The following is a 22,567-nucleotide window of genomic DNA, read 5'->3' on the forward strand; positions in this document are numbered from 1 at the left end:
GAACAAGCAGTGCATTTCAATAATGAGAACGGGATAGTAATTTTGACCAAAGAAACACGGGAGTTAGCTCAGGCGTCACTTGATCCGGCTGATTGGCAGGCGTTACGTGAGCAAGGGCATCGCATGCTGGATGACATGCTGGATTATCTTGAACAAATCCGCCAGCAGCCAGTGTGGCAACCGGCTCCGCAAGCCGTACGTGACGTATTTCAGCAGCCTTTGCCGCAGCAGCCCACTGATCTTGCCGTGGTGCATGAAACGTTCATGCACGATATTCTGCCGTATGCGATTGGCAATGCGCATCCCGGTTTTATGGGATGGGTGCATGGCGGTGGCACGCCTGTCGGCATGCTGGCAGAAATGCTGGCAGCGGGGCTGAATGCGAACCTGGGCGGGCGCAATCAGATTCCGGTTGAGGTAGAGCGGCAGATAGTGCGCTGGGTGCAGGATCTGTTTGGCTTTCCGGAAACCGCCAGCGGCTTATTTGTCACCGGCACCTCGATGGCGAACCTGATTGCAGTGCTGGTGGCGCGCACGGCTACACTCGGCAGCGCGGTGCGCGCTCAGGGCATGGCTGCCAGCGGCAGGCGCCTGACGGCCTATGCTTCGGCCGGTGCGCATGGTTGCATCGCCCAGGCAATGGACTTGGCTGGGCTGGGATTGAATGCGCTGCGGGTGATCCCGATGAACGAGCAGTTCCAGATGGATATCGCCGCGCTGACGTCAGCTATCGCGCAGGATCGCGAGCAGGGTTATACGCCGTTTTTCATTGCCGGTACGGCAGGTTCGGTGGATGTGGGGGCGATAGATGACCTGGTGGCAATAGCCGATCTGGCAAAACGCGAGGGTCTCTGGTTTCATATAGACGGTGCTTACGGTGCGCTGGGTATGCTTTCACCTGAGTTGGCACCGCGATTGACTGGTCTGGAACGTGCCGACTCCGTGGCTTTTGATTTCCATAAATGGGGGCAAGTGCCCTACGATGCCGGATTCATTATCGTGCGCGATGGCAGCATGCACTACGACACGTTCGCATCGCCGGCTGCTTATCTGCGCCGGGAAACGTGCGGCATGGCGGCAGGCTCGCCATGGCCATGCGATTTCGGCCCCGATCTGTCACGCGGTTTTCGGGCACTGAAGACCTGGTTCACCCTGCAGGTATATGGCGCCGAGCAAATGGGCCGCAGTATCGCCAGAACCTGTGAACTGGGGCAATATTTGAAACAGCGCATTGTGGCGACACCCGCGCTTGAACTGCTGGCACCGGTAAATCTGAATATAGTCTGTTTCCGCTATCGGTGTGACGATGCCGATGCCGTGAATGCGGCAATAGTGATGGCCATTCAGGAATCAGGTGTTGCCGCTCCATCCACGACTATCATCAATGGCAAGCTGGCGATTCGGGCTGCCATCGTTAATCATCGTACCGATACCACGAATATAGACGCGCTGATTACGGCCACCCTCAAATTTGGCGACAGTATCGTGCATGACAGGAACAGCCATGGAACAGAATGAACTCGAACAGCGTCCGTTGATCGGCTTGCCGACTTTAATGCGTATGGCGTTGCAGGGCATAGATCTCGCGCCGTTGGCGACCGAGCTGATTGCGTATGCCAACACCCATCCTCGGGCGGCCAATGTGCTGCTGGATCTGTCCGTTATTCTGCAGCTCAAGCAGAGTAATGAACTGGCCATGCAGATGCAGACGGAAGCGCTCAAGTTGCAACTGGTGTATCAATTGCCGTTCAAGGGTGAGCAAGCTGCCTTGCGTGTACTGGCTTTGGTAGGGCCGGGTGATCTGATGTCGAATACGCCGGTAGAGTTTCTGCTGGAAGACACAGATATCTCGTTGCAACTGTTGTATGTGGCGCCGGAGATTCCGTTTCCGTCCGAGCTGCCTGAGCATGATCTGGTGTTTGTGGCGATTGGCGAGTCTGAACAGAACAAGCCTGTGCTGGAATTCGTAGCTTCCTTCATAGACCAGTGGCCGCGTCCGGTGCTTAATTCCCCGGCCAGAATACTGGCGCTGTCACGCGATGCTGCATGTGCCCAGCTAGCAGATGTGCCGGGTATGGTGATGCCCCGTACTGCGCGAATTGACCGGCAGGTGTTGGAGCAACTGGCGAATCATCCACTGGCATTGTCCACGCTGATGGCGGACGCTGATTTTCCACTGATCGTGCGCCCGGTTGATTCGCATGCGGGGCGAGGCTTGATCAAGCTGGAAAGTGCGGCGGATATTCCCGCTTATCTGCAAGCGATGCCGGAAGATGTGTTTTATCTGTCGCGTTTTGTCGATTACAGCGGCGCGGACGGATTATTCCGGAAATACCGGATTGTGCTCATCGATGGGCGTCCGTATGTATGCCATATGGCATTATCCAGGCACTGGATGGTGCATTATCTGAATGCGGAAATGACGGACAAGCCAGAAAACCGGGCCGAGGAAGCACAGTTCATGGCTGATTTTGATCAGGAGTTTGCGCGTAAGCATGAGGCGGCTTTTCAAGCTATCGCCGAGCGTAGCGGGCTGGATTATCTGGGGGTAGATTGTGCGGAGACTGCAGCAGGTGAATTGCTGATTTTTGAAATTGACAGCAACATGATCGTGCATGCGATGGATCCGGTCGACATGTTCCCCTACAAACAGCCGCAGATGCGCAAAGTCTTTTCTGCATTTCGAGAGATGCTGATTAATGCCGCCAACCATCCAGGCTGACGTGATAATCCCTGCTACGGCTGCTTTGCTGGTCACTGGCGGTGACGCACGCATTGCGCTGGACGCCGGGAGCGGTTGCAATAAATATGGCTGCCAGGCTCATCCTGATCCGGATCTGATTGCACTGGGTTCATCGACTGCTTCGGTTGTTTCCGAGTCAGGCTTTGCTGCTGCAGACAAACTGCGTGATGCGCTGTTGGCGTGTGCGGTCGCTGAGGCGCCTGCGGCATGCTATGCGCGCGAACTGGTGCGGATGCGGGCAGAGCTGGGGGCGCTATGCGGTATTGCTGATCTGCCCGGAGTGGAAGTGGTGTTTGCGGCATCGGGTACCGATAGTCATCTGATTGCTGCACAATTGGTGCGCAATCAGGGCCATGCATTGCAGGCCATTATGGTTGATGCGGTGGAAACAGGTAGCGGTGTGGCTGCCGCCCTTGCGGGCAGGCATTTCAGTACGCGTACTGCGTTGGCTCGGATGGTGGATGAGGGCGCTGCCGTTAGTGAAGATGTCATCCCGGTAGAGATGGTGGCGATGCGTATGGCGGATAGTTCGCCTCGTGCTGTGGCGGCGATGGATGCCGATGTGACTGCGCGGGCCCGTGCGGCGATAGCGGCAGGACGGCGCGTGTTGCTGACGTTGGTGGATGTGTCGAAAACCGGCATGATTACGCCCAGTGTGGCCTGCGTTGTGGCGCTGCATCAGCAATTCCCTGAACAACTGGATGTGCTGGTGGATGCATGTCAGTTCCGTATTATGCCATCGACCTTGCGGGCGTATTTACAGCAAGGCTTCATGGTGGCTATTACCGGTTCTAAATTTATTAGCGGCCCCACTTTTTCTGGTGCTTTGCTGATACCGGAGCCAATGGCCAAGCGATTGCAACGCTATCCGCTCCCATCCAGTCTGCGTGCCTATTCGGCGCGGGCTGACTGGTCATGTCATTGGGATGCTACTCAACTTGTCGAGGATGCGGCTAATTACGGCTTGTTGCTACGCTGGGAAGCAGCGTTAGCGGAGCTGCGTGCATTTCGGGCGATACCGGAGCAGGCTGTTGCCGGTTTCCTGCAAACCTTTGCTGAGGCAGTTGTGCAGAAATTAAGCAGTGATCCGATATTCGGGATTTTGCCTGTGCCGGCACTGGAGCGTTCCCCGGTCGCTGGCAGCACAGGGTGGGATAATGTGCCTACGATTTTCCCTTTCCAGCTTTATCGTCAGTCATCTCACGCGGTTAATCAGTTGTTAAGCTGTGATGAAATGGTGCGTATTTATCAATTATTGCAACGCGATCTGAGTCAGGCTGAAACTGCATTATTTGATGTAGCAGACCAGTCATTGCTGGCGAAGAGAGTGCAGCTTGGACAGCCAGTGCTTTGCGGTGTGCGCAATGATGTGCCGGTAAGTGCGCTTCGGGTGTGTGCGAGTGCTCGACTCGTCGTTGAAGCGCTATCACCGCAGGGTGTCGGTACATCTGCGGTGATAGCGCGAACTTTGGCTGCTCTGGACAAAGTCGCGCTGTTGGTACGCGCTCATGCCAGTTAATTTACCAGTTGGTTTCACGCTCTGCGGTGGCAGAAATTTTGTGTATGGATAAATCGGCTCCGTTGAATTCGTCTTCCTGATTAAGGCGTATACCCAGTGTTGATTTAAGCAGGCCATAAACCACGAAGCCGCCGATCAATGCAACAGCGATTGCACCTGCCGTGCCTATCAGTTGCGACATGAAGGCAACGCCACCTAAGCCTCCCAGCGCCGGCAAACCAAAAATGCCTGCAGCCAGACCGCCCCAGGTGCCGCATAAGCCATGTAATGGCCATACGCCTAGCACATCATCAATTTTCCATTTATTCTGAGTGATGGTGAACATCCAGACAAATAATGCGCCACCCACTGCACCGGTAATCAGCGCGCCCAGCGGGTGCATGATGTCGGATCCGGCACATACCGCGACCAGCCCGGCCAATGCGCCGTTATGGGTAAAACCGGGGTCGTTGCGGCCGACCAGCAGCGCTGCCAGTGTGCCGCCGACCATGGCCATCAATGAGTTAACTGCAACCAGGCCGCTAATTTTGTCTATGGTTTGCGCGGACATGACATTAAAGCCGAACCAGCCTACGATCAGTATCCACGAACCGAGTGCCAGGAATGGAATGCTGGAAGGTGGGTGCGCTGCCACTTCGCCATTCTTGCGGTAGCGACCATGCCGAGCGCCGAGCAGTAATACCGCAGCCAGTGCAATCCAGCCACCCATGGCATGGACTACGACAGAGCCAGCGAAATCGTGGAAGTTGGCGCCGAATTGCAGTTTCAGCCAGTCCTGAATGCCATAATGGTTATTCCAGGCGATGCCTTCGAAAAACGGGTAGACGAAGCCGACCAATAAAAAAGTGGCAGCCAGTTGCGGGCCGAATTTAGCGCGTTCGGCTATGCCGCCAGAAATGATGGCGGGTATGGCGGCAGCGAATGTCAGCAGGAAGAAAAATTTAACTAATTCATAGCCATTGTTGGCGATCAGCGTATCTGCGCCATGACCAAAATGTATGCCGTATGCCACACCATAGCCTATGAAAAAATAGGCGATAGTTGAAATGGAAAAATCGGCGAGAATTTTAACCAGCGCGTTGACCTGATTCTTGCGGCGTACCGTGCCAAGTTCCAGAAAGGCAAAACCGGCGTGCATGGCCAAGACCATGATCGCGCCTAAGAGTATAAATAATGCGTCGTTGCTTATTTTGAGATTGTCCATATCGGCTCCTGAATGAGGCTATAAATAAAGCAAAATATGGGCCAGATAATTTACTCTTTAAAATCAATATATTTTATTTTTATTTTGGATATTTGGCACTATTTTTGTGCGTAATCGCAAATTATGCACTTTTAATGTGCAAAAAAAGACCATCTCTATGCATATAGAGATGGTCGTATTGATACGATGATTTATTTTTTGGGTGTGTCGATGCCGTCAAGCTCACGTTCCATTTCGGCTTCCGATAATGGTTGGTAAGCATCCGTTTCCGGGGCGGGACGGGTAATCAGGCTGGCGACTATAATGCCAATTTCGTATAACAACCAGAGTGGTACGGCAAGCATGGTCTGGGAGACGACATCAGGCGGGGTGAAAATTGCACCGATAACGAATGCGCCAACGACGACGTAAGGACGAATTTCACGCAATTTGGCGACACTGACAAAGCCGGTTTTTACCAGCAGAACCACAATAACCGGTACTTCGAAGGTGATGCCAAATGCCATGAACATGGTCAGCACAAAGTCCAGATATTTGCTGATGTCAGTCATCACAGCAACGCCAACTGGCGCGACTCCGGCAATAAATCCGAAGACCACGGGAAATACCAGGAAGTAGGCGAAAGACATGCCGCAGAAAAACAGCAAGACACTGGCTACAATCAGCGGGATGCCCAGACGTTTTTCATGTGAATACAAGCCCGGAGCAATGAACGCCCAGATTTGGTAGAGAATATAAGGCAGCGCAATTAAAAAAGCCGCCATCATGGTGACTTTGATAGGGACAAAGAACGGTGCGGTAACTTCCGTGGCGATCAGTTGCCCCCCTTTGGGGAGCGCATGCAGCAAGGGCTGCGCGAGCAGTGTATAAAGGTCGTTAGCCCAGTGAAACAGACCTAAAAAAACAACGATGACAGATATGACGGCCCGCAATAGCCGATCGCGTAATTCAACCAGATGAGAGATGAATGTGTCTTGAAATTCAGGTGTGCTCATGCTGTGTGGTTGGCTTGATAGAGGCGGTGTCAGGTTGCGGCGGCGTTATGGGCATAGGTTCAAAAGCTAATTCACCCTGCAGATTGTCTGGAATGGCTGCCGGCTCTTGTTCATTCGCCGGCAGTTCCGTTTGTGCTGTCGTAATTTCGGTTTCCGGAATGCTGTCAGTTTCCGGGAGTACGGCACTTTCAACAGTGTGCTTGACGTTGTGGACTTCGTCGGTGATCTGTTGCCCAGTCTCTTGCAGGCTGTCTTTAAGTATCTGCCCGCTTTTTCGTAGCTCATCCAGCTGCATTTCCTGGCTGATGTCGGATTTTACCGTAGCGACGTAGCGTTGCACGCGGCCGAGCAATAACCCGACGGTACGCGCGACTTTAGGAAGCCGCTCGGGACCGATAACGATGAGGGCAACGACACCAATCACCATTAGTTCAGAAAAGCCAACATCAAACATGTTGCGCCTTATACTTTGGTTTTTTCTTTAACTTCACCGTCTATGGTGTGGCCCGTTGCCTGAGTGTCGATTTTGCCTTGTTCGCCTTCTTTCATGGCGTCTTTGAAGCTTTTCACCGCACCACCAACGTCACCGCCGATATTGCGCAGTTTTTTTGTGCCAAATATGACCAACACGATGGCCAGAACGATTAACCAATGCCAAATGCTAAAGCTACCCATGATATCTCCTTGTTAGGTATGCGCCAGTTTGTTACCGCCGCCAAATATGTGAATATGCAGGTGGAATACTTCCTGTCCACCACCGCGCCCGGTATTGATCATGGTGCGGAATCCTGTTTCCAGACCATTTTCACGGGCGAGCTTAGGCGCTAATAATAACATCCGGCCCAGCAATTCCTGATGATTATTCTCACATTCAGACAAAGATACTATGTGTGCCTTGGGAATAATTAACATATGTACCGGTGCGATGGGATGTATGTCGTGGAATACCATGACTTCATCATCTTCATACACCTTGTTGCTGGGTAATGTGCCTGCGACGATTTTGCAAAAGATACAATCACTCATAACGTGTCCTTGCGTGCTGCCTTTTCAGTATGACCCGACACGCCTTCGCGCCGCGCCAGTTCATTCAGTACATCTTGCGGGCCTAAGCCCTGCTGTGCCAGCAGTATCATTGTATGAAACCACAAATCAGCTACTTCGTAGACGATATGCTGTTTATCACCATCTTTGGCAGCCATGATAGTTTCAGCTGCTTCTTCAGCCACCTTTTTGAGTATGGCGTCCAGCCCCTTGGTATACAGGCTGGCAACATAGGATGAACCTGCTTCGCTGGATTTGCGTGATTCCAGTGTCGCGGCAACGCGGGTTAGTATATCGCTCATCGCTTATAAATCTCTGACGGATCTTTCAATACAGGTTCGGTGACTGTCCATTCGTGGTTTTCCAGTTTCTGGAAAAAACAGTCATGACGTCCGGTATGACAGCTAATACCGCCGATTTGTTCTATTTTCAGCAAAATGACATCTTCATCACAGTCCAGACGGATTTCGTGTACTTTTTGCACGTGCCCGGATTCTTCGCCTTTGTGCCAGAGTTTCTTGCGTGAGCGTGACCAATACACAGCTTCGCCCGACTCTACCGTGCGTTTAAGCGCTTCTCGGTTCATCCATGCGACCATCAATACTTCATTGCTGGTGGCGTCCTGAGCAATGGCCGGAACCAGACCGTCATCCGACCAGTTAACTTTGTTTAACCAGTTATCCTGAGTGCTCATAAGCGCACCTCTATACCAAATTGCAGCATGTGTAATTTAGCTTCGTGTATGGTGTATTCGCCAAAATGGAAAATGCTGGCTGCCAGTACCGCATCCGCATGGCCCTGGATGACGCCTTCGGCAAGATGTTGCAAAGTACCTACACCGCCGCTGGCAATGACGGGGATGGATACCGCATCGGAAACTGCACGGGTCAGCGGGATGTTAAAACCGCTTTTGGTGCCGTCTCTATCCATGCTGGTCAGCAAAATTTCGCCTGCACCCAGATTTTGCATCTTGATGGCCCATTCCACGGCATCCAGTCCGGTGGCGTTGCGTCCACCGTGCGTGTAGACCTCCCAGCGTCCCTCGGCATTGGCTTTGGCGTCAATGGCGACAACGATACATTGCGAGCCGAAACGTGAGGCGGCATCGGCGACGATTTGCGGGTTGTTGACCGCGGTGGTATTGATGCTGACTTTGTCCGCGCCGGCATTGAGCAGACGCCGCACATCGTTGACTTCGCGAACACCTCCGCCTACGGTCAACGGAATGAATACTTCAGACGCGACTGCTTCGATAATAGGCAGGATCAGGTCGCGCTGATCCGAGCTGGCGGTAATGTCCAGAAAAGTCAGTTCATCTGCGCCCTCACGATCATAGCGGCGCGCGATCTCTACCGGATCACCGGCATCGCGCAGGCCGACAAAATTGACCCCTTTGACGACGCGACCGGCGCTGACGTCTAGGCAAGGGATAATGCGTTTAGCGAGTCCCATTATGTGCCTGACAGTTCATCAGCGAGCGCTTGTGCGGCAGCGAAATTCAGCGTGCCTTCATAGATTGCCCGTCCGGTAATTGCGCCCATGATGCCCTCGTGCTCGACAGCGCATAAGTTGCGTACATCGTCCAGGTTGGTAATGCCGCCGCTGGCGATGACGGGTATGGTTAGCGCCTGTGCCAGCTTGACTGTGGCTTCAATATTGACGCCGGATAACATGCCGTCACGGCCGATATCGGTATAAATAACACCTTCTACGCCGTAATCCTGGAATTTTTGGGCGAGGTCGATCACATCGTGGTGAGTGAGCTTGGACCAGCCATCCACTGCGACTTTGCCGTCCTTGGCATCCAGGCCGACTATGATCTGGCCGGGGAATGCATTGCAGGCGTCGTGCAGGAAGCCTGGTGTCTTTACTGCGGCTGTGCCGATGATGATGTAGCGTATGCCGCTGTCCAGGTAACGGGAAATGGTATCAAGATCGCGAATGCCGCCACCGAGTTGAACGGGTACATCGACGCCGACAGCATCGACGATGGATTTGATGGCGCTGCCGTTGACCGGTTTGCCGGCAAACGCGCCGTTCAGATCAACCAGATGCAGACGTTTTGCGCCTTGCGCCAGCCAATGCCGCGCCATTTCGGCGGGGTCTTCAGAAAATACAGTGGACTCTTCCATTAAACCTTGTTTAAGGCGTACACAGTGACCGTCTTTCAGGTCAATAGCGGGGATGATCAGCATGATTAGGGAGTGGAATCAATAAAAACGAGTTAGAGAGAGCATTCGGTATTAAATGTGTCACATTGGTTAGGTGCTATATTACCATCCCATGTAACAAAATTGCCAAGCAGTGTCAGACCGGCAGACTGGCTCTTTTCCGGGTGAAATTGCACGGCAAAGATATTGTTGGCAGCCACTGCGCAGGTGAACGGGAACGGGTACAGGGTGAATGCTGACACCAGATCTGGGTTACCTGCTTCTACATAGTAGCTATGCACGAAATAAAAGCGTGATCCATCGACTATGCCGTTCCACATCGGATGCGGCACGGCCTGATGCACTTCGTTCCAGCCCATGTGCGGTACCTTGAGACGATTACCCTGACTGTCAAGCATGGCTTCCTCCGGGAAGCGTAACACCCGTCCTGGCAGGATACCCAGACCAGCGACGTCGCCTTCTTCGCTATGCTCGAACAGCATCTGCATGCCCAGACATATGCCCAGGAAAGGCTTGCTGGCGGCAGCCTGCTTGACCACATCTATTAAGCCGCGCTGTTGCAGTTCGGCCATGCAGTCGCCCATGGCGCCGACGCCGGGAAATACCACGCGCCCGGCATTGAGTATAACTTCCGGGTCGGCCGTCACAGCAACGCTGGCGGCTGGAGCAACGTGTTCCAGTGCTTTGGACACTGAACGTAAATTGCCCATGCCATAATCAATTACGGCAATATCAACATTTGCAGCCATGTTATAAGCAGCCTTTAGTGGAAGGCATGACACCGCCCATACGTGGATCTGGCTCGACCGCCATGCGCAGGGCACGGCCAAAAGCCTTGAATATGGTTTCAGCCTGGTGGTGAGCGTTATTGCCGCGCAAGTTATCAATATGCAGGGTTACGCCGGCATGGTTGATGAAACCCTGGAAAAACTCGTGAAACAGATCGACATCGAACTGCCCAATGGCAGCACGGGTGAACGTCACATGATATTCCAGACCAGGGCGGCCGGACAGGTCGAGTACAACGCGGGACAGTGCTTCATCCAGCGGTACATAGGCGTGACCGTAGCGGCGCACGCCTTTCTTATCGCCGATTGCTTTGGCGAAAGCCTGTCCCAGCGTGATGCCGATGTCTTCTACGGTGTGATGTGCGTCGATATGTAAATCGCCGGTAGCATCGATTTCGATATCAATGACGCCATGACGTGCGATCTGGTCGATCATGTGATCGAGAAAGGGTACGCCGGTGTTAAAGCGGCTGATGCCGGTACCGTCCAGATTAATCTGAACGCTAATCTGGGTTTCCAGCGTGTTGCGGGTGACTTGAGCTGTGCGCATGATTTTATATCTTTGGGATAAAGTTAGGAAAATACTGATTTGTTCAAACAATCCGTGATTGATTAAATTAGTGTTTCCATAGTTTGCAATATATCAGTTAATGCAGTGATCAGGGTATGACATTGTTCATCTGTGCCGATAGTAATGCGCATAAATGGCGCGATACGGGCAGGATTACGGAAATGTCGCACGATAATGCTGCGTTCGCGTAACTGGGCGGTAAGCCGTTCCCCTTCATATTGGGGGTGGCGGGCAAATACGAAGTTAGCTGCGGATGGCAGGACAATAAAGCCAAGCCGGGTCAGGTCGGCGACCAGTTGTTCGCGGCTGCGGATGATATGCTGCCGGGTTTCATCAAAATAAGCCTGATCCTGCATAGCCGCAACTGCACCAGCCTGAGCGAATTTGTCCAGCGGATAGGAATTAAAACTGTCCTTGACGCGATTCAGGCCGGCAATCAGTTCGGCGTTGCCGATAGCAAAGCCTACGCGTAATCCAGCCAGTCCGCGCGATTTGGACAGCGTGTGCACCACCAGTAATTGCGGATAGCGCTGTACCAGGCTGATAGCGGACTCTGCGCCGAAGTCCACATAGGCTTCGTCGATCACTACCACTGAGTCGGGATTGGCTTGCAGCAGGCGTTCGATATCGTTCCGTGTGACCGGGCAGCCAGTCGGGGCATTGGGATTCGGGAAAATAATGCCGCCGTTCGGGCGCATGTAATCATCCACGTTAATCTGGAATGATTCGGTCAATGGTACCTGGGTGAACCGGATGTCGTACAGGCCGCAATACACCGGGTAAAAGCTGTAGCTGATATCCGGGAACAGGATAGGCAGGTCATGTTTCAGCAAGGCTTGAAAGGCGTGAGCCAGCACTTCGTCCGAGCCATTGCCAACAAACACGTTGTCGCGTTGCACGCCGTGGTAATCGGCAATTGCCTGGCGCAGCGCGTCGCTGTTCGGATCCGGATAGAGGCGCAAGCCCTCAGTTGCCTGACCATGCAGCGCCTCGATGACTTTCGGGCTGGGGCCATAAGGGCTTTCATTGGTATTGAGCTTGACCAAATTGGCGAGCTTGGGCTGTTCCCCCGGTACATAGGGGGTCAGCGTGTGTGTGACCGGACTCCAGAAGCGGCTCATGTTGTTATTCCGCAGTAATCCGGTATTCGGCTGAGCGTGCGTGGGCCTGCAGGCCTTCGCCATACGCCAGCGTGGCAGCGATATTGCCCAACGTAATCGCTCCCGCAGCGGAAACCTGGATCAGGCTGGAACGCTTCTGGAAATCATATACGCCGAGTGGGCTGGAGAAACGCGCAGTGCGCGAGGTTGGCAACACGTGATTAGGACCGGCGCAGTAATCACCCAGCGATTCGCAGGTATTGCGGCCCATGAAGATGGCGCCAGCGTGCTTGATTTTCTTGGCCCAGACATCGGCGTCGTCAATTGATAATTCCAGGTGCTCAGGTGCGATGTGATTGGCGATGGCAACTGCTTCGTCCAGGTCGCGAACCTTGATCAAAATTCCGCGGTCGCGCAAGGAGGCCGTAATCACTTCGCGGCGAGGCATTTCCGGCAGCAGTTTGTTGATGCTGGCGATCACTTGATCGATATAGCTGTCATCCGGGCATAGCAATATCGATTGCGCCAGTTCATCGTGCTCGGCTTGAGAGAATAAATCCATCGCAATCCAGTCGGGATTGGTTTTGCCATCACAGATGATCAGGATTTCGGAAGGGCCAGCCACCATATCAATGCCCACGGTGCCGAATACTCGACGTTTGGCAGCAGCGACATAGGCATTGCCCGGACCCACAATCTTGTCGACCTGAGGGATGGTAGCCGTGCCATACGCCAACGCGGCCACGGCTTGCGCGCCACCGATGGTAAATACGCGGGTAACCCCGGCTACGGCAGCGGCGGCAAGCACCAGTTCATTCTGGATGCCGTCCGGGGTGGGTACCACCATGATCAGCTCAGCCACACCAGCCACCTTGGCGGGAATCGCATTCATTAATACGGATGACGGATAAGCGGCTTTGCCGCCCGGCACATATAAACCCACGCGGTCCAGTGCGGTAACTTGCTGGCCTAGCACGGTGCCGTCGGCTTCCTGGTAAGTCCATGATTGCATTACCTGATGCTCGTGATAGTCGCGTACACGTTGCGCCGCGGCTTCCAGTGCGGCACGCTGTTCTGCCGGCAGGTTGTCCAGCGCGGCTTGCAGGCGGGCAACCGGCAATTCCAGCTCGGCCATAGTGGCAACATCCAGGCGATCAAAGCGTTTGGTGTATTCGAGCACCGCTGCATCGCCGTCACGGCGTACGTGGCGCAGGATGTCTTCGACAGTACGTTCGATAGCAGCATCCTGCTCGCCTTCAAACGCAAGTAATCGGTCTAGGTCTGCTTGAAATTGTGCAGATTGGGTATTGAGTCGTTGAATATTTAGCATGGCAGCAATCCGTGACAAATGCGGTAAGCAATATTGCATTATACCGATAAAATCAGGCAAATCGAGGAAGGTGGTTGCGAATATTGCCGAGTAATTGTGTGCTGCAAAGTTAGTTATGCTACTTTTTGACTTTACTGCTAATGTATACGTTATGGTTAATTGCTTAACTGTAAATATGGAGGAAGGATATGAATCGCTTATTATGGATAATTGTCTGTGCATTGGTGAGCAATCTTGCGTTTTCCGCAGACTACATCCGCGAGAAAAAATGGGCGGATGAGGTCGTTCCCGGCGTAGTGGTGGGTGATCCGGTTTATCTGGAGCAGTCAAATGGACATAAGTTTTTAACACTCTATACGCCGGCCAAAGATGCCAAAGCAGCGGTGCTGATAGTGCATGGCATGGGTGTTAATCCGGACTGGGGATTGACAGGGGTTCTGCGCAGTCGTTTACCGGATCTTGGCTACTCAACGTTGTCGATACAAATGCCGGTACTGGCGAGTAATGCCAAAGGTGCAGCATATTCTGTTACCTTTCCCGAAGCGGTGCAGCGTTTGCGGCTTGCAGTGGACTTTCTCAAGGCCAAGGGCTATACCAATATCGCTCTGGTTACGCACAGTCTGGGCTCACGCATGAGTGCGGTGTATATGCTTAATAAGCCCGATGTGGCGATCAAGACCTGGGTGGCTATCGGTATGCCTGACCGAGTCGATTACCGTAAGGTCAGCGTGCCGGTTCTGGATTTGTATGGCGAGCATGATTTGCCGGATGTATTGAAGAGTGCCGCAGCGCGTAAAGCGGTATTGCAAGGCAAGCCCGCTTCCATGCAACAGATGGTGGCGCATGCCGATCATTTTTTCGATAACATGGATGAGCAACTGGTGACGTCCGTCGCTACTTATCTGGATCAGCGGTTTTAATAGTATCTTTCAGTTTCATAAACATAATGTATTCAAGGAGAAAAGCGATGCGTAACTGGGTAATGATGTTAATGGTGTTATTGACCTTGAGCCTGAGCGGTTGCGGTTACAACACTTTCCAGACCAGTGATGAGCAGGTGAAGGCGAGCTGGGCGGAAGTGCTTAACCAGTATCAGCGCCGTGCCGATCTGGTGCCTAATCTGGTTAATGTGGTGAAAGGCTATGCTACGCACGAGAAAGATGTGCTTACTCAGGTCACAGAAGCGCGCGCCCGTGTTGGCCAGATTCAGGCCACGCCAGAGCTGATCAATGATCCGGCAGCTTTCGCCAAGTTTCAGGCGGCGCAGCGTGACATGAGCAGCTCGCTGGGACGGTTGATGCTGGTGGCTGAAAACTATCCGCAGTTAAAAGCGGACGGCGTATTCCGTGATCTGCAAGCACAGCTGGAAGGGACGGAGAACCGTATCACTGTAGCGCGTAAGCGGTATATCGAAGCGGTGCAGGTATATAACAACACCGTGCGCCAGTTCCCTAGCAACCTCACAGCGATGGCGCTTGGTTACAAGGTGAAACCCAGCTTTACGGTAGACAACGAAAAAGAAATCTCCAAAGCACCCACGGTAGATTTTAGCGCACCGGCTAAACCGGCGCCTGCGCAGTAATTGATCATGCGGCGCTGGCTGGTTGCTCTGTTATTGGTAGTTGCGTGGTTCACCCCCTCTGCGTGGGCAGAGGTTGCCGTGCCTGCGTTCAAGGCGCGGGTAACCGATCTGACCGGCACGCTGACAGCCACGCAGGCGGCAGGCATCGAGCAGCAGTTACAGGCACTGGAGCAGCGCAAGGGTAGCCAGCTCGCTGTGCTTATCGTACCGACTACCCAGCCTGAAGCGATCGAACAATACAGTCTGCGGGTCGCGGAGGCGTGGAAACTGGGTCGTAAAGGGGTTGATGACGGCGCCTTGCTCATCGTTGCCAAAGATGACCGTGCACTGCGCATCGAAGTGGGCTACGGGTTGGAGGGTGTTATTCCGGATGCGATTGCCAAACGGGTAATCGCTGAGACGATTGTGCCGTATTTCAGGCAAAACGATTTTGCTGGCGGTATTCAGGCCGGGGTGAGTCAGCTGGTTAAACTGGTAGATGGCGAGCCTTTGCCGCCGCCTAAAAAGCCATCCCAAAATAATGCGGCAGATCCTATGGGGATGCTGTTTTTTGCGGTTATTGCCGCTGCGGTGATCGGTCAGGTATTAAGTGCGGTGTTTGGGCGTTTTGTCGGTTCTGGCTTGACGGCAGCCGTGGTAGGCGGTGTGGGTTGGCTGTTGCTGGGCTCCATTCTGATGGCCGGGCTGGCCGCCTTATTGGTGTTTTTTGTCGTGCTTGCCGGCATCAATCCTATGTTATTCATGGGTGGTTTTGGAGGGGGGCGTTCCGGTGGTTCAGGCGGCTTTGGTGGCGGAGGCGGCGGCTTTGGCGGCGGCGGTGCATCGGGGAGATGGTGATATGACACTCAAGCGCACATTCAAACATTTGCTGCATCTGCCCGTGCAGGTTCATCGGGCGTTCCCCGCCAGGACGATGCATGCCATCGAATCCGCGATTCATAGCACCGAACAGCATCATGCCGGCGAGCTGTGCGTGGCCATCGAAGGCGCGCTGGATATACCGGAATTGTTGCGTGGCCTCAGTGCCCGTGAACGGGCTTTGCAGGTTTTCTCCGATTTGCGGGTATGGGATACCGAATTCAATAACGGTGTGCTGATTTATCTGCTGCTGGCAGACAGGGATGTGGAAATTATTGCTGATCGTGGCGTTCATCAGCGCATCGCGCCGGACGAATGGGAGCAGGTGTGTCGTGCGATGGAATCCCTGTTGCGGCAAGGGCAATATGAGGCTGCGGTGTTGCAAGGCGTGACGCTGATCGGCGCCTTATTGCAGCAGCATTATCCAGCGACTGCCGATAAACGCAATGAGCTGGATAATCGGCCGGTGGTGGTTAAACGGTAGTTTATTGTTTTGCGCCGAGCGCGATTGCGCGTTGCTGGCTGGCATTGCCATCTGCTTTAACCGCCGCATTATCCCATTCCGAACTCACCCAGCCATTCAGATTAGTCAGCGCCATTTCACCCAATGCATTAATCCAGGCGCTGTTTTCATTCAGTGCCGGTATGTAATGGAACTCACCGCCGCCTGCCGTCAAAAAGTCGTTTTTCACTTCCATCGCAATTTCTTCCAGCGTTTCCAGACAATCAGCGACGAAGCCGGGGCAAACTACGTCGACACGGCGGGTTTTGGCGTGGCCTAATTCTTCCAGTGTGGCTGCGGTATACGGTTTGATCCATTCAGCGCGCCCGAAACGCGACTGGAAGGTAACGCGGTATTGTTCTTTGGTCAGACCCAGCGCTTCGGCCAGCAGTCGTCCGGTTTTGTGACATTCGCAGTGGTATGGGTCGCCTTTGTCCAGCGTGTAGCGTGGTACACCGTGGAAACTCATGATCAGTATGTCCGGACGGCCATTGCGCATCCAGTACTCCTGAACGTTTTTTGCCAGCGCATCGATGTAGCCGGCGTCATCATGATAATGCCTGATGGTGCGCAGAGCGGGTTGGTTGCGTTTGCTCAGCAGGTAGTGATACACCGCATCCAGTGCCGAAGCTGTGCTGCTGGCGGCGTATTGCGGGTAGAGCGGGATGGTGAGGATACGGTCGCAGCCTTGTTCGCTCATGCGGGCTAGCGCGCTGTCTACCGATGGGTTGCCATAGCGCATGGCGTAATCAACAACAATCGGTGATTTGACTCGCTCGCCTAACCAGCCTTGCAGAAGTTTCGCCTGTTTTTCGGTGTGAAAACGCAGAGGTGAACCTTCATGCTTATCCCAGATGCTTGCGTATTTTTCCGCGGATTTTTTGGGGCGGGTTTGTAAAATGATGCCATTCAGGATCAGCCACCACAGCACTCGTGGAATTTCCACAACACGCGGGTCAGACAGAAATTGTTTGAGGTAAGGTTTCAGTGCCTGTTTAGTAGGCGCGTCCGGGGTGCCCAGATTGAGCAGTAATATGCCGGTTTTAGCAGGGGTGCCATGGGTATAGCTGGGTTCAGTCTGATAGCGGGGCATAGTGGCTCAATGAAAAGAAAGTGCGTTGGAAAGTAATTTGGCTGTGATGTCGACGATAGGGACTACGCGTTCATAAGCCATGCGGGTGGGGCCGACCACGCCCAGAGTGCCGACGATTTCGCCGTTGACCTGGTAGGGGGCGGTCACGACACTGCATTCATCGAGCGGGGAAACTTCAGACTCGCTGCCAATAAAGATTTGCACACCTTCGGCTTGCTGGCTCAAGTCCAGCAATTGCATCAGCGAAGTTTTCTGTTCAAACATATCAAACAGCCGGCGTAAGCGTTCCATGTTGGAAAAGGCGTCCACCTTAAGCAAGTTGCGCTCACCGGACAATACCAAACCTTCGTTGTTTTGCGTCAGTGCTTCACTGCTGGCGGTGAGTGCCATATTCATCAAGCCGTTAATGTCCTGATGCAGCGATTTGAGTTCGGCCTGCATGCGCTGGCGTACGCTGTCGAAGGTGGTGCCGGCATAATGCTGGTTAAGCAGTTGCGCTGCCTGGGTCAGCTCGGCTGATGTGTAATTGCGGTCGGTGGTAAGTACGCGGTTCTGCACTTCGCCATCAGTGGTAACGATGATCAGCAGCACGCGTTTTTCCGCCAGGCGCATGAATTCCAGTTGACGGAAGGCCGCATTGCGGCGCTTGGGTATCATCACTACGCCGGCAAACTGGGTGAGTTGCGACAGCAGTTGCGAGGCGTGGGCGACGACACGTTGCGGGTCATCGGTGTGCAGTTGTGCTTCCAGATGATTGATTTCGATACTGTCCAGTGGCTTGATCGTCATCAGGCTATCAACAAAGACGCGATAACCTTGCACCGTGGGAATACGTCCGGCTGAAGTGTGCGGGCTGGTGACCAGTCCCATTGCTTCCAGATCAGCCATGACATTGCGGATCGAGGCCGAGCTCAAATCCAGCGTTGAGTACTGCGATAGCGTACGCGAACCAACGGGTTGCCCATCGGCAATATAGCGTTCGACCAAGGTTTTTAGTAGTATTTGTGCGCGTTCAGTTAACATGGTTGCTATTGTACAAAAAATTACATGGTAATGCGGTATATCCAGCACAGCATGTCATCGCTATAATCTGAAACTATGTCCCAAACATTTAAAACCATTGCCCTCGTTGGCAAATACGATAGCCCTGAAATGAGCGCAACGCTGCCGCAACTGGCTGATTTTTTGCGTGAACGCGGTTATGAAGTGCTCATCGCACATAATACAGCCGATCAGCTCGGGATAGTCAAACATCCCACTGCGGAAATGACAGAAATCGGTGAACGAGCCGATCTGGCAGTGGTGCTGGGCGGTGACGGTACGATGCTGTCAATTGCCCGTATGCTGGTCGGTCACGATATTCCACTGGTTGGCATTAATCAGGGGCGCTTAGGGTTTCTGACAGATGTGCCCGCCGAAACCATGCTGGAGGATCTGGCGGCGATTCTGGACGGGGAGTTCGTTGCGGAAAAACGTCTGCTGCTGTATACGACCATCCTGCGACAGCAACAAACTATTTTCTCTGCGTGCGCATTTAATGATGTGGTGGTGAGTAAAGGTTCCACCGGTCGTCTGATTGAATTCGAAGCGGTCATAGACGGCGAGTTTGTTTATAGCCAGCGTTCTGATGGTCTGGTGATTGCGACTCCTACCGGTTCCACTGCGTATGCCTTATCTGCGGGTGGCCCGATTCTGCATCCGACACTGGAGGCGTTTGTGATGGTGCCAATTTGTGCACATACGCTGGCAGCGCGGCCTATTGTGGTGAACAGTCACTCGGTCGTTGAGTTGCACCTGGTTTATGCAGATGATGCCCGGGTGCATTTTGACGGGCAACGCCATTGCGATATCCAGATTGGTGACATTGTGCATATTACCCGTGCACCCAAAGCGATTCGCTTATTACATCCGAAAGATTATAGCTATTATCGCACCTTGCGCGAGAAGCTGTATTGGGGGAAAAAACTGTAATGCTACGCCAGATCAACCTGCGAGACTTTGTCATTGTTGATACGCTGGATTTGGTATTTGAATCCGGTTTTACGGTGCTGACGGGGGAGACCGGGGCAGGTAAGTCCATTCTGGTCGATGCGCTGGCGCTGGCGCTGGGTGAGCGCGGTGATGCCGGCGTGGTCAGGGCGGGTACTGCCCGTGCGGAGATCAGCGCGGATTTTGATGTGGCAGACTTGCCGGTATTACAGGCGTGGTTAGCCGAAAACGAACTGGATGATGACGGCAACTGTTTGCTGCGTCGCGTGATCGATAATGCAGGGCGCTCGCGTTGCTTTATCAATGGCCGTGCAGTGAGTGCGCAGCAGTTGCGCGAGGCGGGCGAGTTTCTGGTGGATATTCATGGCCAACACGCGCATCAGTCCTTACTGAAAGCGGCGACGCAACGTGAATTGCTGGATGGTTATGGTGGCATGAGTGATCTTGCGCAACAAGTTTCCCAGCATTACCGGCAGTGGCGCAAGCTGGATGAACAGTTGCTTGCTTTGCGCGCTGATAGCAGCGCGGTGGAGATTGAGCGCGAGCAGTTGCAGTGGAAAGTCCAGGAGCTTTCTGCATTGCAGTTTGATACGGATGCCTGGGAAGCCTTGCAACATGAGCATGGCCGTCTGGCGAATGCGGTGAATCTGGGTGATGGCGTGGCTTTTGCCCTGAACGCATTGTCGGAAGGCGAAGCAACTGCGCTGGAGCTGATTCATGCCGTTACCGCCAAGCTGACTACACTGGTTGATTACGACAGCGAACTGCAAGCGACCCATGATTTGATTGAGTCTGCTGCTGTGCAGTTACAGGAAGCCAGTCATGAACTGCGACGTTATGCAGATCATCTGGAGTCTGATCCGGCGCGTCTGCTGGAAGTCGAGCAGCGTATTGAACAAGTGCTGGATATGGCACGCAAATATCGTATCAAGGTAGAGCAGTTGCCAGAGGTCCTGGAGACTGCGCAGCAACGTTTGCATGAGCTGGAACAGTGTGCCGATTTCGGTAAGCTGGAAGCGGATACGCTGGCCGCACGCGCAAAATGGCTGGCCCTGGCGCAACAGTTGAGTGCCGGTCGTAGCCAGACTGCGGCCAGGCTGGAAAAAATTATCAGTACCAGCATGCAGCAACTGGCATTGTCCGGCGGTCAATTCAATATCGCGCTGGTTCCGCAGGCTGATGGCAGCGCGCACGGGCTGGAACTCGTCGAATTTCTGGTAGCGCCGCATGCTGGCGCTGTACCTAAACCGTTGGCCAAGGTGGCTTCCGGCGGTGAATTGTCGCGCATCAGTCTGGCGTTACAAACCGCCGTGAGTCAGGTTGCGGGCGTGCCGACCCTGATTTTTGATGAGGTGGATGTGGGCATCGGCGGCGGCGTGGCTGAAATTGTCGGGCATCTGCTCAAAGACCTGGCCGCCAGCCGCCAGATTCTCTGCATCACCCATCTGCCGCAAGTGGCGGCTGTAGGTGAACATCATCTGCAAGTGAGCAAAGCCAGCCGTGATGGCGGCGTAGTAAGCAGGATCACGCCGCTGGACGAGGCTGAGCGGGTGGATGAGATCGCCCGCATGCTGGGTGGGGTGACAATTACCGATACCACTCGTCAGCATGCCCATGAGATGCTGGGCATGGGACGTGCAGCGCGTTAGTCAGCGCGGTTTAAACTCCCTGTGATCTTAGCCATTGTTTCATACCATTAGCATCCAGCGCGCCTGACATTCTGGCGTGTTCCTTGCCGTTTTTGAACAGTATCAGGGTGGGGATGCTGCGGATTTGATAGCGTGCCGCCAGCGTCTGTTCTGCTTCGGTTTCCACTTTGGCAAAGCGTACTTTGGGGGCAAGTTCTGCACCGACTTGCTTGAATGTAGGTGCCATCATTTTGCACGGCCCGCACCAGCTTGCCCAGAAATCCACCAATACAGGTAACTCGTTACGACTGATGAAGCGGTCGAAATTCGAGGTGTTCAGGTCTACCGGTAATCCCTGGTGCATGGGCTGCGAACATTTACCGCATTTGGGTTGTTCGTTCAGGCGTTGCTCGGGAATGCGGTTGATGGCAAAGCAATTTGGGCAAACGAGTTCCATATTCATTATCTCCGTACGATCAAAATAAAAAAACATCCCGATACCTATAGATATGGGATGTTTTCGTTTTTACAAGAGAAACTGATATTAACCTGCCAGCAATGGATCCAATCCACCCGCACGATCCAGTGCGGACAAATCATCAAAACCGCCAACATGTGTATCGCCAATGTAGATTTGCGGCACGGTACGGCGGCCAGTGCGCGTCATCATTTCTTCGCGCCGACCAGATTCCAGATCAACCCGGATTTTGGTAACTTCAACACCTTTGCCAAGCAGCAAGCGCTCGGCCATGACGCAATAAGGGCAAACAGCGGTGCAGTACATGGTTACTACAGGCATTATTTCACCGTCGGTAAGTTCGCTTGTTGCCAAGCCAGGATACCGCCTTTCAAATTATAAACTTTAGTAAAGCCGTTCTTGCGCAATATGCTGCATGCGCTGGCAGAGCGTGCGCCGGAGCGACAGTTGACAACGATAGCCTGGTCTTTGTATTTTTCCAGGGGTTTCAGGTTGTTAGCTAACTGCCCTACAGGGATGTGTTTGGCATCGGCAATGTGGCCGCTGCTGAATTCATTGGCTTCGCGCACATCAAGCACTATCGCATTATCGTGATTGATGAGCTGAACCGCGCCCGTTGTGTCTACCTCTTCCGTGCCGCTGATCTTGCCCCGTAAATTAGGGAAAATCAGCATGAAGCCTGAAAAAGCGGCTAATACGATCAGCCAGATGTTATGTTGTACAAATTCCAAAATAAACTCCTATAAACCACAACCGGATTGTACGCCGGCTTTTTTCAACATGATGTCCATGGGGCAGAATCGGGTGATGCCGCTCTGGAACAGATTAAAGCCAACAAAAGCAGTGAACCAGAGCCAGCTAGGGCTGCTTAAGTCTGCTGTACCGGCAAAGTGGGACAATGCCAATGATAGCATGATGAAAAGGCCAGCAACGATACGGACGATACGTTCTACAGTCATGATGTTTCCTTAT

28 protein-coding genes are annotated in these 22,567 nt (G+C 53.5%); 9 read left to right on the forward strand and 19 right to left on the reverse strand.

Annotated features, from left to right (window positions below; all coding sequences use genetic code 11):
• Nucleotides 1-42: 42 nt before the first annotated feature.
• The 3 genes from EJE49_RS03365 to EJE49_RS03375 are packed head-to-tail and all read left to right on the forward strand — an operon-like array spanning nt 43 to nt 4,262.
• Nucleotides 43-1,518 carry a pyridoxal phosphate-dependent decarboxylase family protein gene (locus tag EJE49_RS03365; protein ID WP_223246729.1) on the forward strand — a complete coding sequence of 492 codons (1,476 nt, stop codon included), beginning with the start codon at nt 43-45 and terminating at the stop codon, nt 1,516-1,518.
• Nucleotides 1,505-2,722 carry an ATP-grasp domain-containing protein gene (locus tag EJE49_RS03370; RefSeq protein ID WP_124948984.1) on the forward strand — a complete coding sequence of 406 codons (1,218 nt, stop codon included), beginning with the start codon at nt 1,505-1,507 and terminating at the stop codon, nt 2,720-2,722. Before EJE49_RS03365 ends, EJE49_RS03370 begins: the two co-directional genes overlap by 14 nt.
• On the forward strand, nt 2,700-4,262 hold the full coding sequence (locus tag EJE49_RS03375) for a hypothetical protein (protein ID WP_124948985.1): 1,563 nt from the start codon (nt 2,700-2,702) through the stop codon (nt 4,260-4,262). The genes EJE49_RS03370 and EJE49_RS03375 overlap by 23 nt, the downstream gene beginning before the upstream one ends.
• Nucleotide 4,263: 1 nt before the next feature.
• On the opposite strand, the gene EJE49_RS03380 is transcribed toward EJE49_RS03375, so the two are convergent.
• From EJE49_RS03380 to hisD, 13 genes are all read right to left on the reverse strand, one after another.
• Nucleotides 4,264-5,466, reverse strand: a complete 1,203-nt coding sequence (locus tag EJE49_RS03380; RefSeq protein WP_124948986.1) for an ammonium transporter — start codon at nt 5,464-5,466, stop codon at nt 4,264-4,266.
• A 191-nt stretch (nt 5,467-5,657) separates the two neighbouring features.
• Complete coding sequence (gene tatC / locus EJE49_RS03385; protein ID WP_124948987.1) at nt 5,658-6,461, reverse strand: twin-arginine translocase subunit TatC; 804 nt, start codon at nt 6,459-6,461, stop codon at nt 5,658-5,660.
• Nucleotides 6,448-6,915 (reverse strand): Sec-independent protein translocase protein TatB, encoded by a 468-nt coding sequence (gene tatB, locus EJE49_RS03390; RefSeq protein ID WP_124948988.1) that lies wholly within the window; start codon nt 6,913-6,915, stop codon nt 6,448-6,450. The genes tatC and tatB overlap by 14 nt, the downstream gene beginning before the upstream one ends.
• An 8-nt stretch (nt 6,916-6,923) precedes the next feature.
• A complete protein-coding gene (gene tatA, locus EJE49_RS03395) occupies nt 6,924-7,136 on the reverse strand; it encodes a Sec-independent protein translocase subunit TatA (protein ID WP_124948989.1) in 213 nt (70 codons plus the stop codon).
• 12 nt (nt 7,137-7,148) lie between these two features.
• Nucleotides 7,149-7,487 (reverse strand): histidine triad nucleotide-binding protein, encoded by a 339-nt coding sequence (locus EJE49_RS03400; protein WP_124948990.1) that lies wholly within the window; start codon nt 7,485-7,487, stop codon nt 7,149-7,151.
• Complete coding sequence (locus EJE49_RS03405; protein ID WP_124948991.1) at nt 7,484-7,807, reverse strand: phosphoribosyl-ATP diphosphatase; 324 nt, start codon at nt 7,805-7,807, stop codon at nt 7,484-7,486. The genes EJE49_RS03400 and EJE49_RS03405 overlap by 4 nt, the downstream gene beginning before the upstream one ends.
• The gene (gene hisI, locus EJE49_RS03410) at nt 7,804-8,199 is read right to left on the reverse strand and encodes a phosphoribosyl-AMP cyclohydrolase (RefSeq protein WP_124948992.1); all 396 of its coding nucleotides are present in this window, start codon (nt 8,197-8,199) and stop codon (nt 7,804-7,806) included. Before hisI ends, EJE49_RS03405 begins: the two co-directional genes overlap by 4 nt.
• On the reverse strand, nt 8,196-8,957 hold the full coding sequence (gene hisF, locus EJE49_RS03415; RefSeq protein WP_124948993.1) for an imidazole glycerol phosphate synthase subunit HisF: 762 nt from the start codon (nt 8,955-8,957) through the stop codon (nt 8,196-8,198). The genes hisI and hisF overlap by 4 nt, the downstream gene beginning before the upstream one ends.
• Nucleotides 8,957-9,700, reverse strand: a complete 744-nt coding sequence (gene hisA / locus EJE49_RS03420) for a 1-(5-phosphoribosyl)-5-[(5-phosphoribosylamino)methylideneamino]imidazole-4-carboxamide isomerase (protein WP_124948994.1) — start codon at nt 9,698-9,700, stop codon at nt 8,957-8,959. The genes hisF and hisA overlap by 1 nt, the downstream gene beginning before the upstream one ends.
• Nucleotides 9,701-9,729: 29 nt before the next feature.
• Nucleotides 9,730-10,425 carry an imidazole glycerol phosphate synthase subunit HisH gene (gene hisH, locus EJE49_RS03425; protein WP_124948995.1) on the reverse strand — a complete coding sequence of 232 codons (696 nt, stop codon included), beginning with the start codon at nt 10,423-10,425 and terminating at the stop codon, nt 9,730-9,732.
• 1 nt (nt 10,426) lies between these two features.
• Nucleotides 10,427-11,014 (reverse strand): imidazoleglycerol-phosphate dehydratase HisB, encoded by a 588-nt coding sequence (gene hisB / locus EJE49_RS03430; protein WP_124948996.1) that lies wholly within the window; start codon nt 11,012-11,014, stop codon nt 10,427-10,429.
• A gap of 62 nt (nt 11,015-11,076) precedes the next feature.
• A complete protein-coding gene (gene hisC / locus EJE49_RS03435) occupies nt 11,077-12,156 on the reverse strand; it encodes a histidinol-phosphate transaminase (RefSeq protein ID WP_124948997.1) in 1,080 nt (359 codons plus the stop codon).
• Between the two features lie 4 nt (nt 12,157-12,160).
• Nucleotides 12,161-13,465 carry a histidinol dehydrogenase gene (hisD, locus tag EJE49_RS03440; protein WP_124948998.1) on the reverse strand — a complete coding sequence of 435 codons (1,305 nt, stop codon included), beginning with the start codon at nt 13,463-13,465 and terminating at the stop codon, nt 12,161-12,163.
• 188 nt (nt 13,466-13,653) lie between these two features.
• Between hisD and EJE49_RS03445 the strand changes: the two genes are divergently transcribed.
• From EJE49_RS03445 to EJE49_RS03460, 4 genes are read left to right on the forward strand one after another with little or no spacing between them, the layout of a single operon-like run.
• Nucleotides 13,654-14,385 (forward strand): DUF3530 family protein, encoded by a 732-nt coding sequence (locus EJE49_RS03445; RefSeq protein ID WP_124948999.1) that lies wholly within the window; start codon nt 13,654-13,656, stop codon nt 14,383-14,385.
• Nucleotides 14,386-14,432: 47 nt separating this feature from the next.
• Nucleotides 14,433-15,047: a LemA family protein gene (locus tag EJE49_RS03450; protein WP_124949000.1), complete on the forward strand. Its 615-nt coding sequence runs from the start codon at nt 14,433-14,435 to the stop codon at nt 15,045-15,047.
• A gap of 6 nt (nt 15,048-15,053) precedes the next feature.
• Nucleotides 15,054-15,884: a TPM domain-containing protein gene (locus EJE49_RS03455; protein WP_124949001.1), complete on the forward strand. Its 831-nt coding sequence runs from the start codon at nt 15,054-15,056 to the stop codon at nt 15,882-15,884.
• A gap of 1 nt (nt 15,885) precedes the next feature.
• Nucleotides 15,886-16,389: a TPM domain-containing protein gene (locus tag EJE49_RS03460; protein ID WP_124949002.1), complete on the forward strand. Its 504-nt coding sequence runs from the start codon at nt 15,886-15,888 to the stop codon at nt 16,387-16,389.
• Between the two features lies 1 nt (nt 16,390).
• Here EJE49_RS03460 and hemH read toward each other — a convergent pair whose 3' ends face one another.
• Both hemH and hrcA read right to left on the reverse strand, forming a co-directional pair.
• Complete coding sequence (gene hemH / locus EJE49_RS03465; protein ID WP_124949003.1) at nt 16,391-17,500, reverse strand: ferrochelatase; 1,110 nt, start codon at nt 17,498-17,500, stop codon at nt 16,391-16,393.
• A gap of 6 nt (nt 17,501-17,506) precedes the next feature.
• The gene (gene hrcA / locus EJE49_RS03470) at nt 17,507-18,523 is read right to left on the reverse strand and encodes a heat-inducible transcriptional repressor HrcA (protein WP_124949004.1); all 1,017 of its coding nucleotides are present in this window, start codon (nt 18,521-18,523) and stop codon (nt 17,507-17,509) included.
• 75 nt (nt 18,524-18,598) lie between these two features.
• Between hrcA and EJE49_RS03475 the strand changes: the two genes are divergently transcribed.
• Nucleotides 18,599-19,471, forward strand: a complete 873-nt coding sequence (locus tag EJE49_RS03475) for an NAD kinase (protein WP_124949005.1) — start codon at nt 18,599-18,601, stop codon at nt 19,469-19,471.
• On the forward strand, nt 19,471-21,138 hold the full coding sequence (gene recN, locus EJE49_RS03480) for a DNA repair protein RecN (RefSeq protein WP_124949006.1): 1,668 nt from the start codon (nt 19,471-19,473) through the stop codon (nt 21,136-21,138). Before EJE49_RS03475 ends, recN begins: the two co-directional genes overlap by 1 nt.
• Nucleotides 21,139-21,148: 10 nt before the next feature.
• Here the strand turns inward: recN and trxC are convergent, their stop codons facing one another.
• The 4 genes from trxC to EJE49_RS03500 form a co-directional block, all read right to left on the reverse strand.
• A complete protein-coding gene (trxC, locus tag EJE49_RS03485; RefSeq protein ID WP_442267845.1) occupies nt 21,149-21,580 on the reverse strand; it encodes a thioredoxin TrxC in 432 nt (143 codons plus the stop codon).
• Nucleotides 21,581-21,661: 81 nt separating this feature from the next.
• Nucleotides 21,662-21,916 (reverse strand): glutaredoxin 3, encoded by a 255-nt coding sequence (gene grxC / locus EJE49_RS03490; protein ID WP_124949007.1) that lies wholly within the window; start codon nt 21,914-21,916, stop codon nt 21,662-21,664.
• Nucleotides 21,916-22,326 (reverse strand): rhodanese-like domain-containing protein, encoded by a 411-nt coding sequence (locus tag EJE49_RS03495; protein WP_124949008.1) that lies wholly within the window; start codon nt 22,324-22,326, stop codon nt 21,916-21,918. Before EJE49_RS03495 ends, grxC begins: the two co-directional genes overlap by 1 nt.
• 9 nt (nt 22,327-22,335) lie before the next feature.
• Complete coding sequence (locus EJE49_RS03500) at nt 22,336-22,554, reverse strand: YgaP family membrane protein (RefSeq protein ID WP_124949009.1); 219 nt, start codon at nt 22,552-22,554, stop codon at nt 22,336-22,338.
• Nucleotides 22,555-22,567: the final 13 nt, after the last annotated feature.

Source organism: Sulfuriferula thiophila (assembly GCF_003864975.1).
Taxonomy (GTDB): Bacteria; Pseudomonadota; Gammaproteobacteria; order Burkholderiales; family Sulfuriferulaceae; genus Sulfuriferula; species Sulfuriferula thiophila.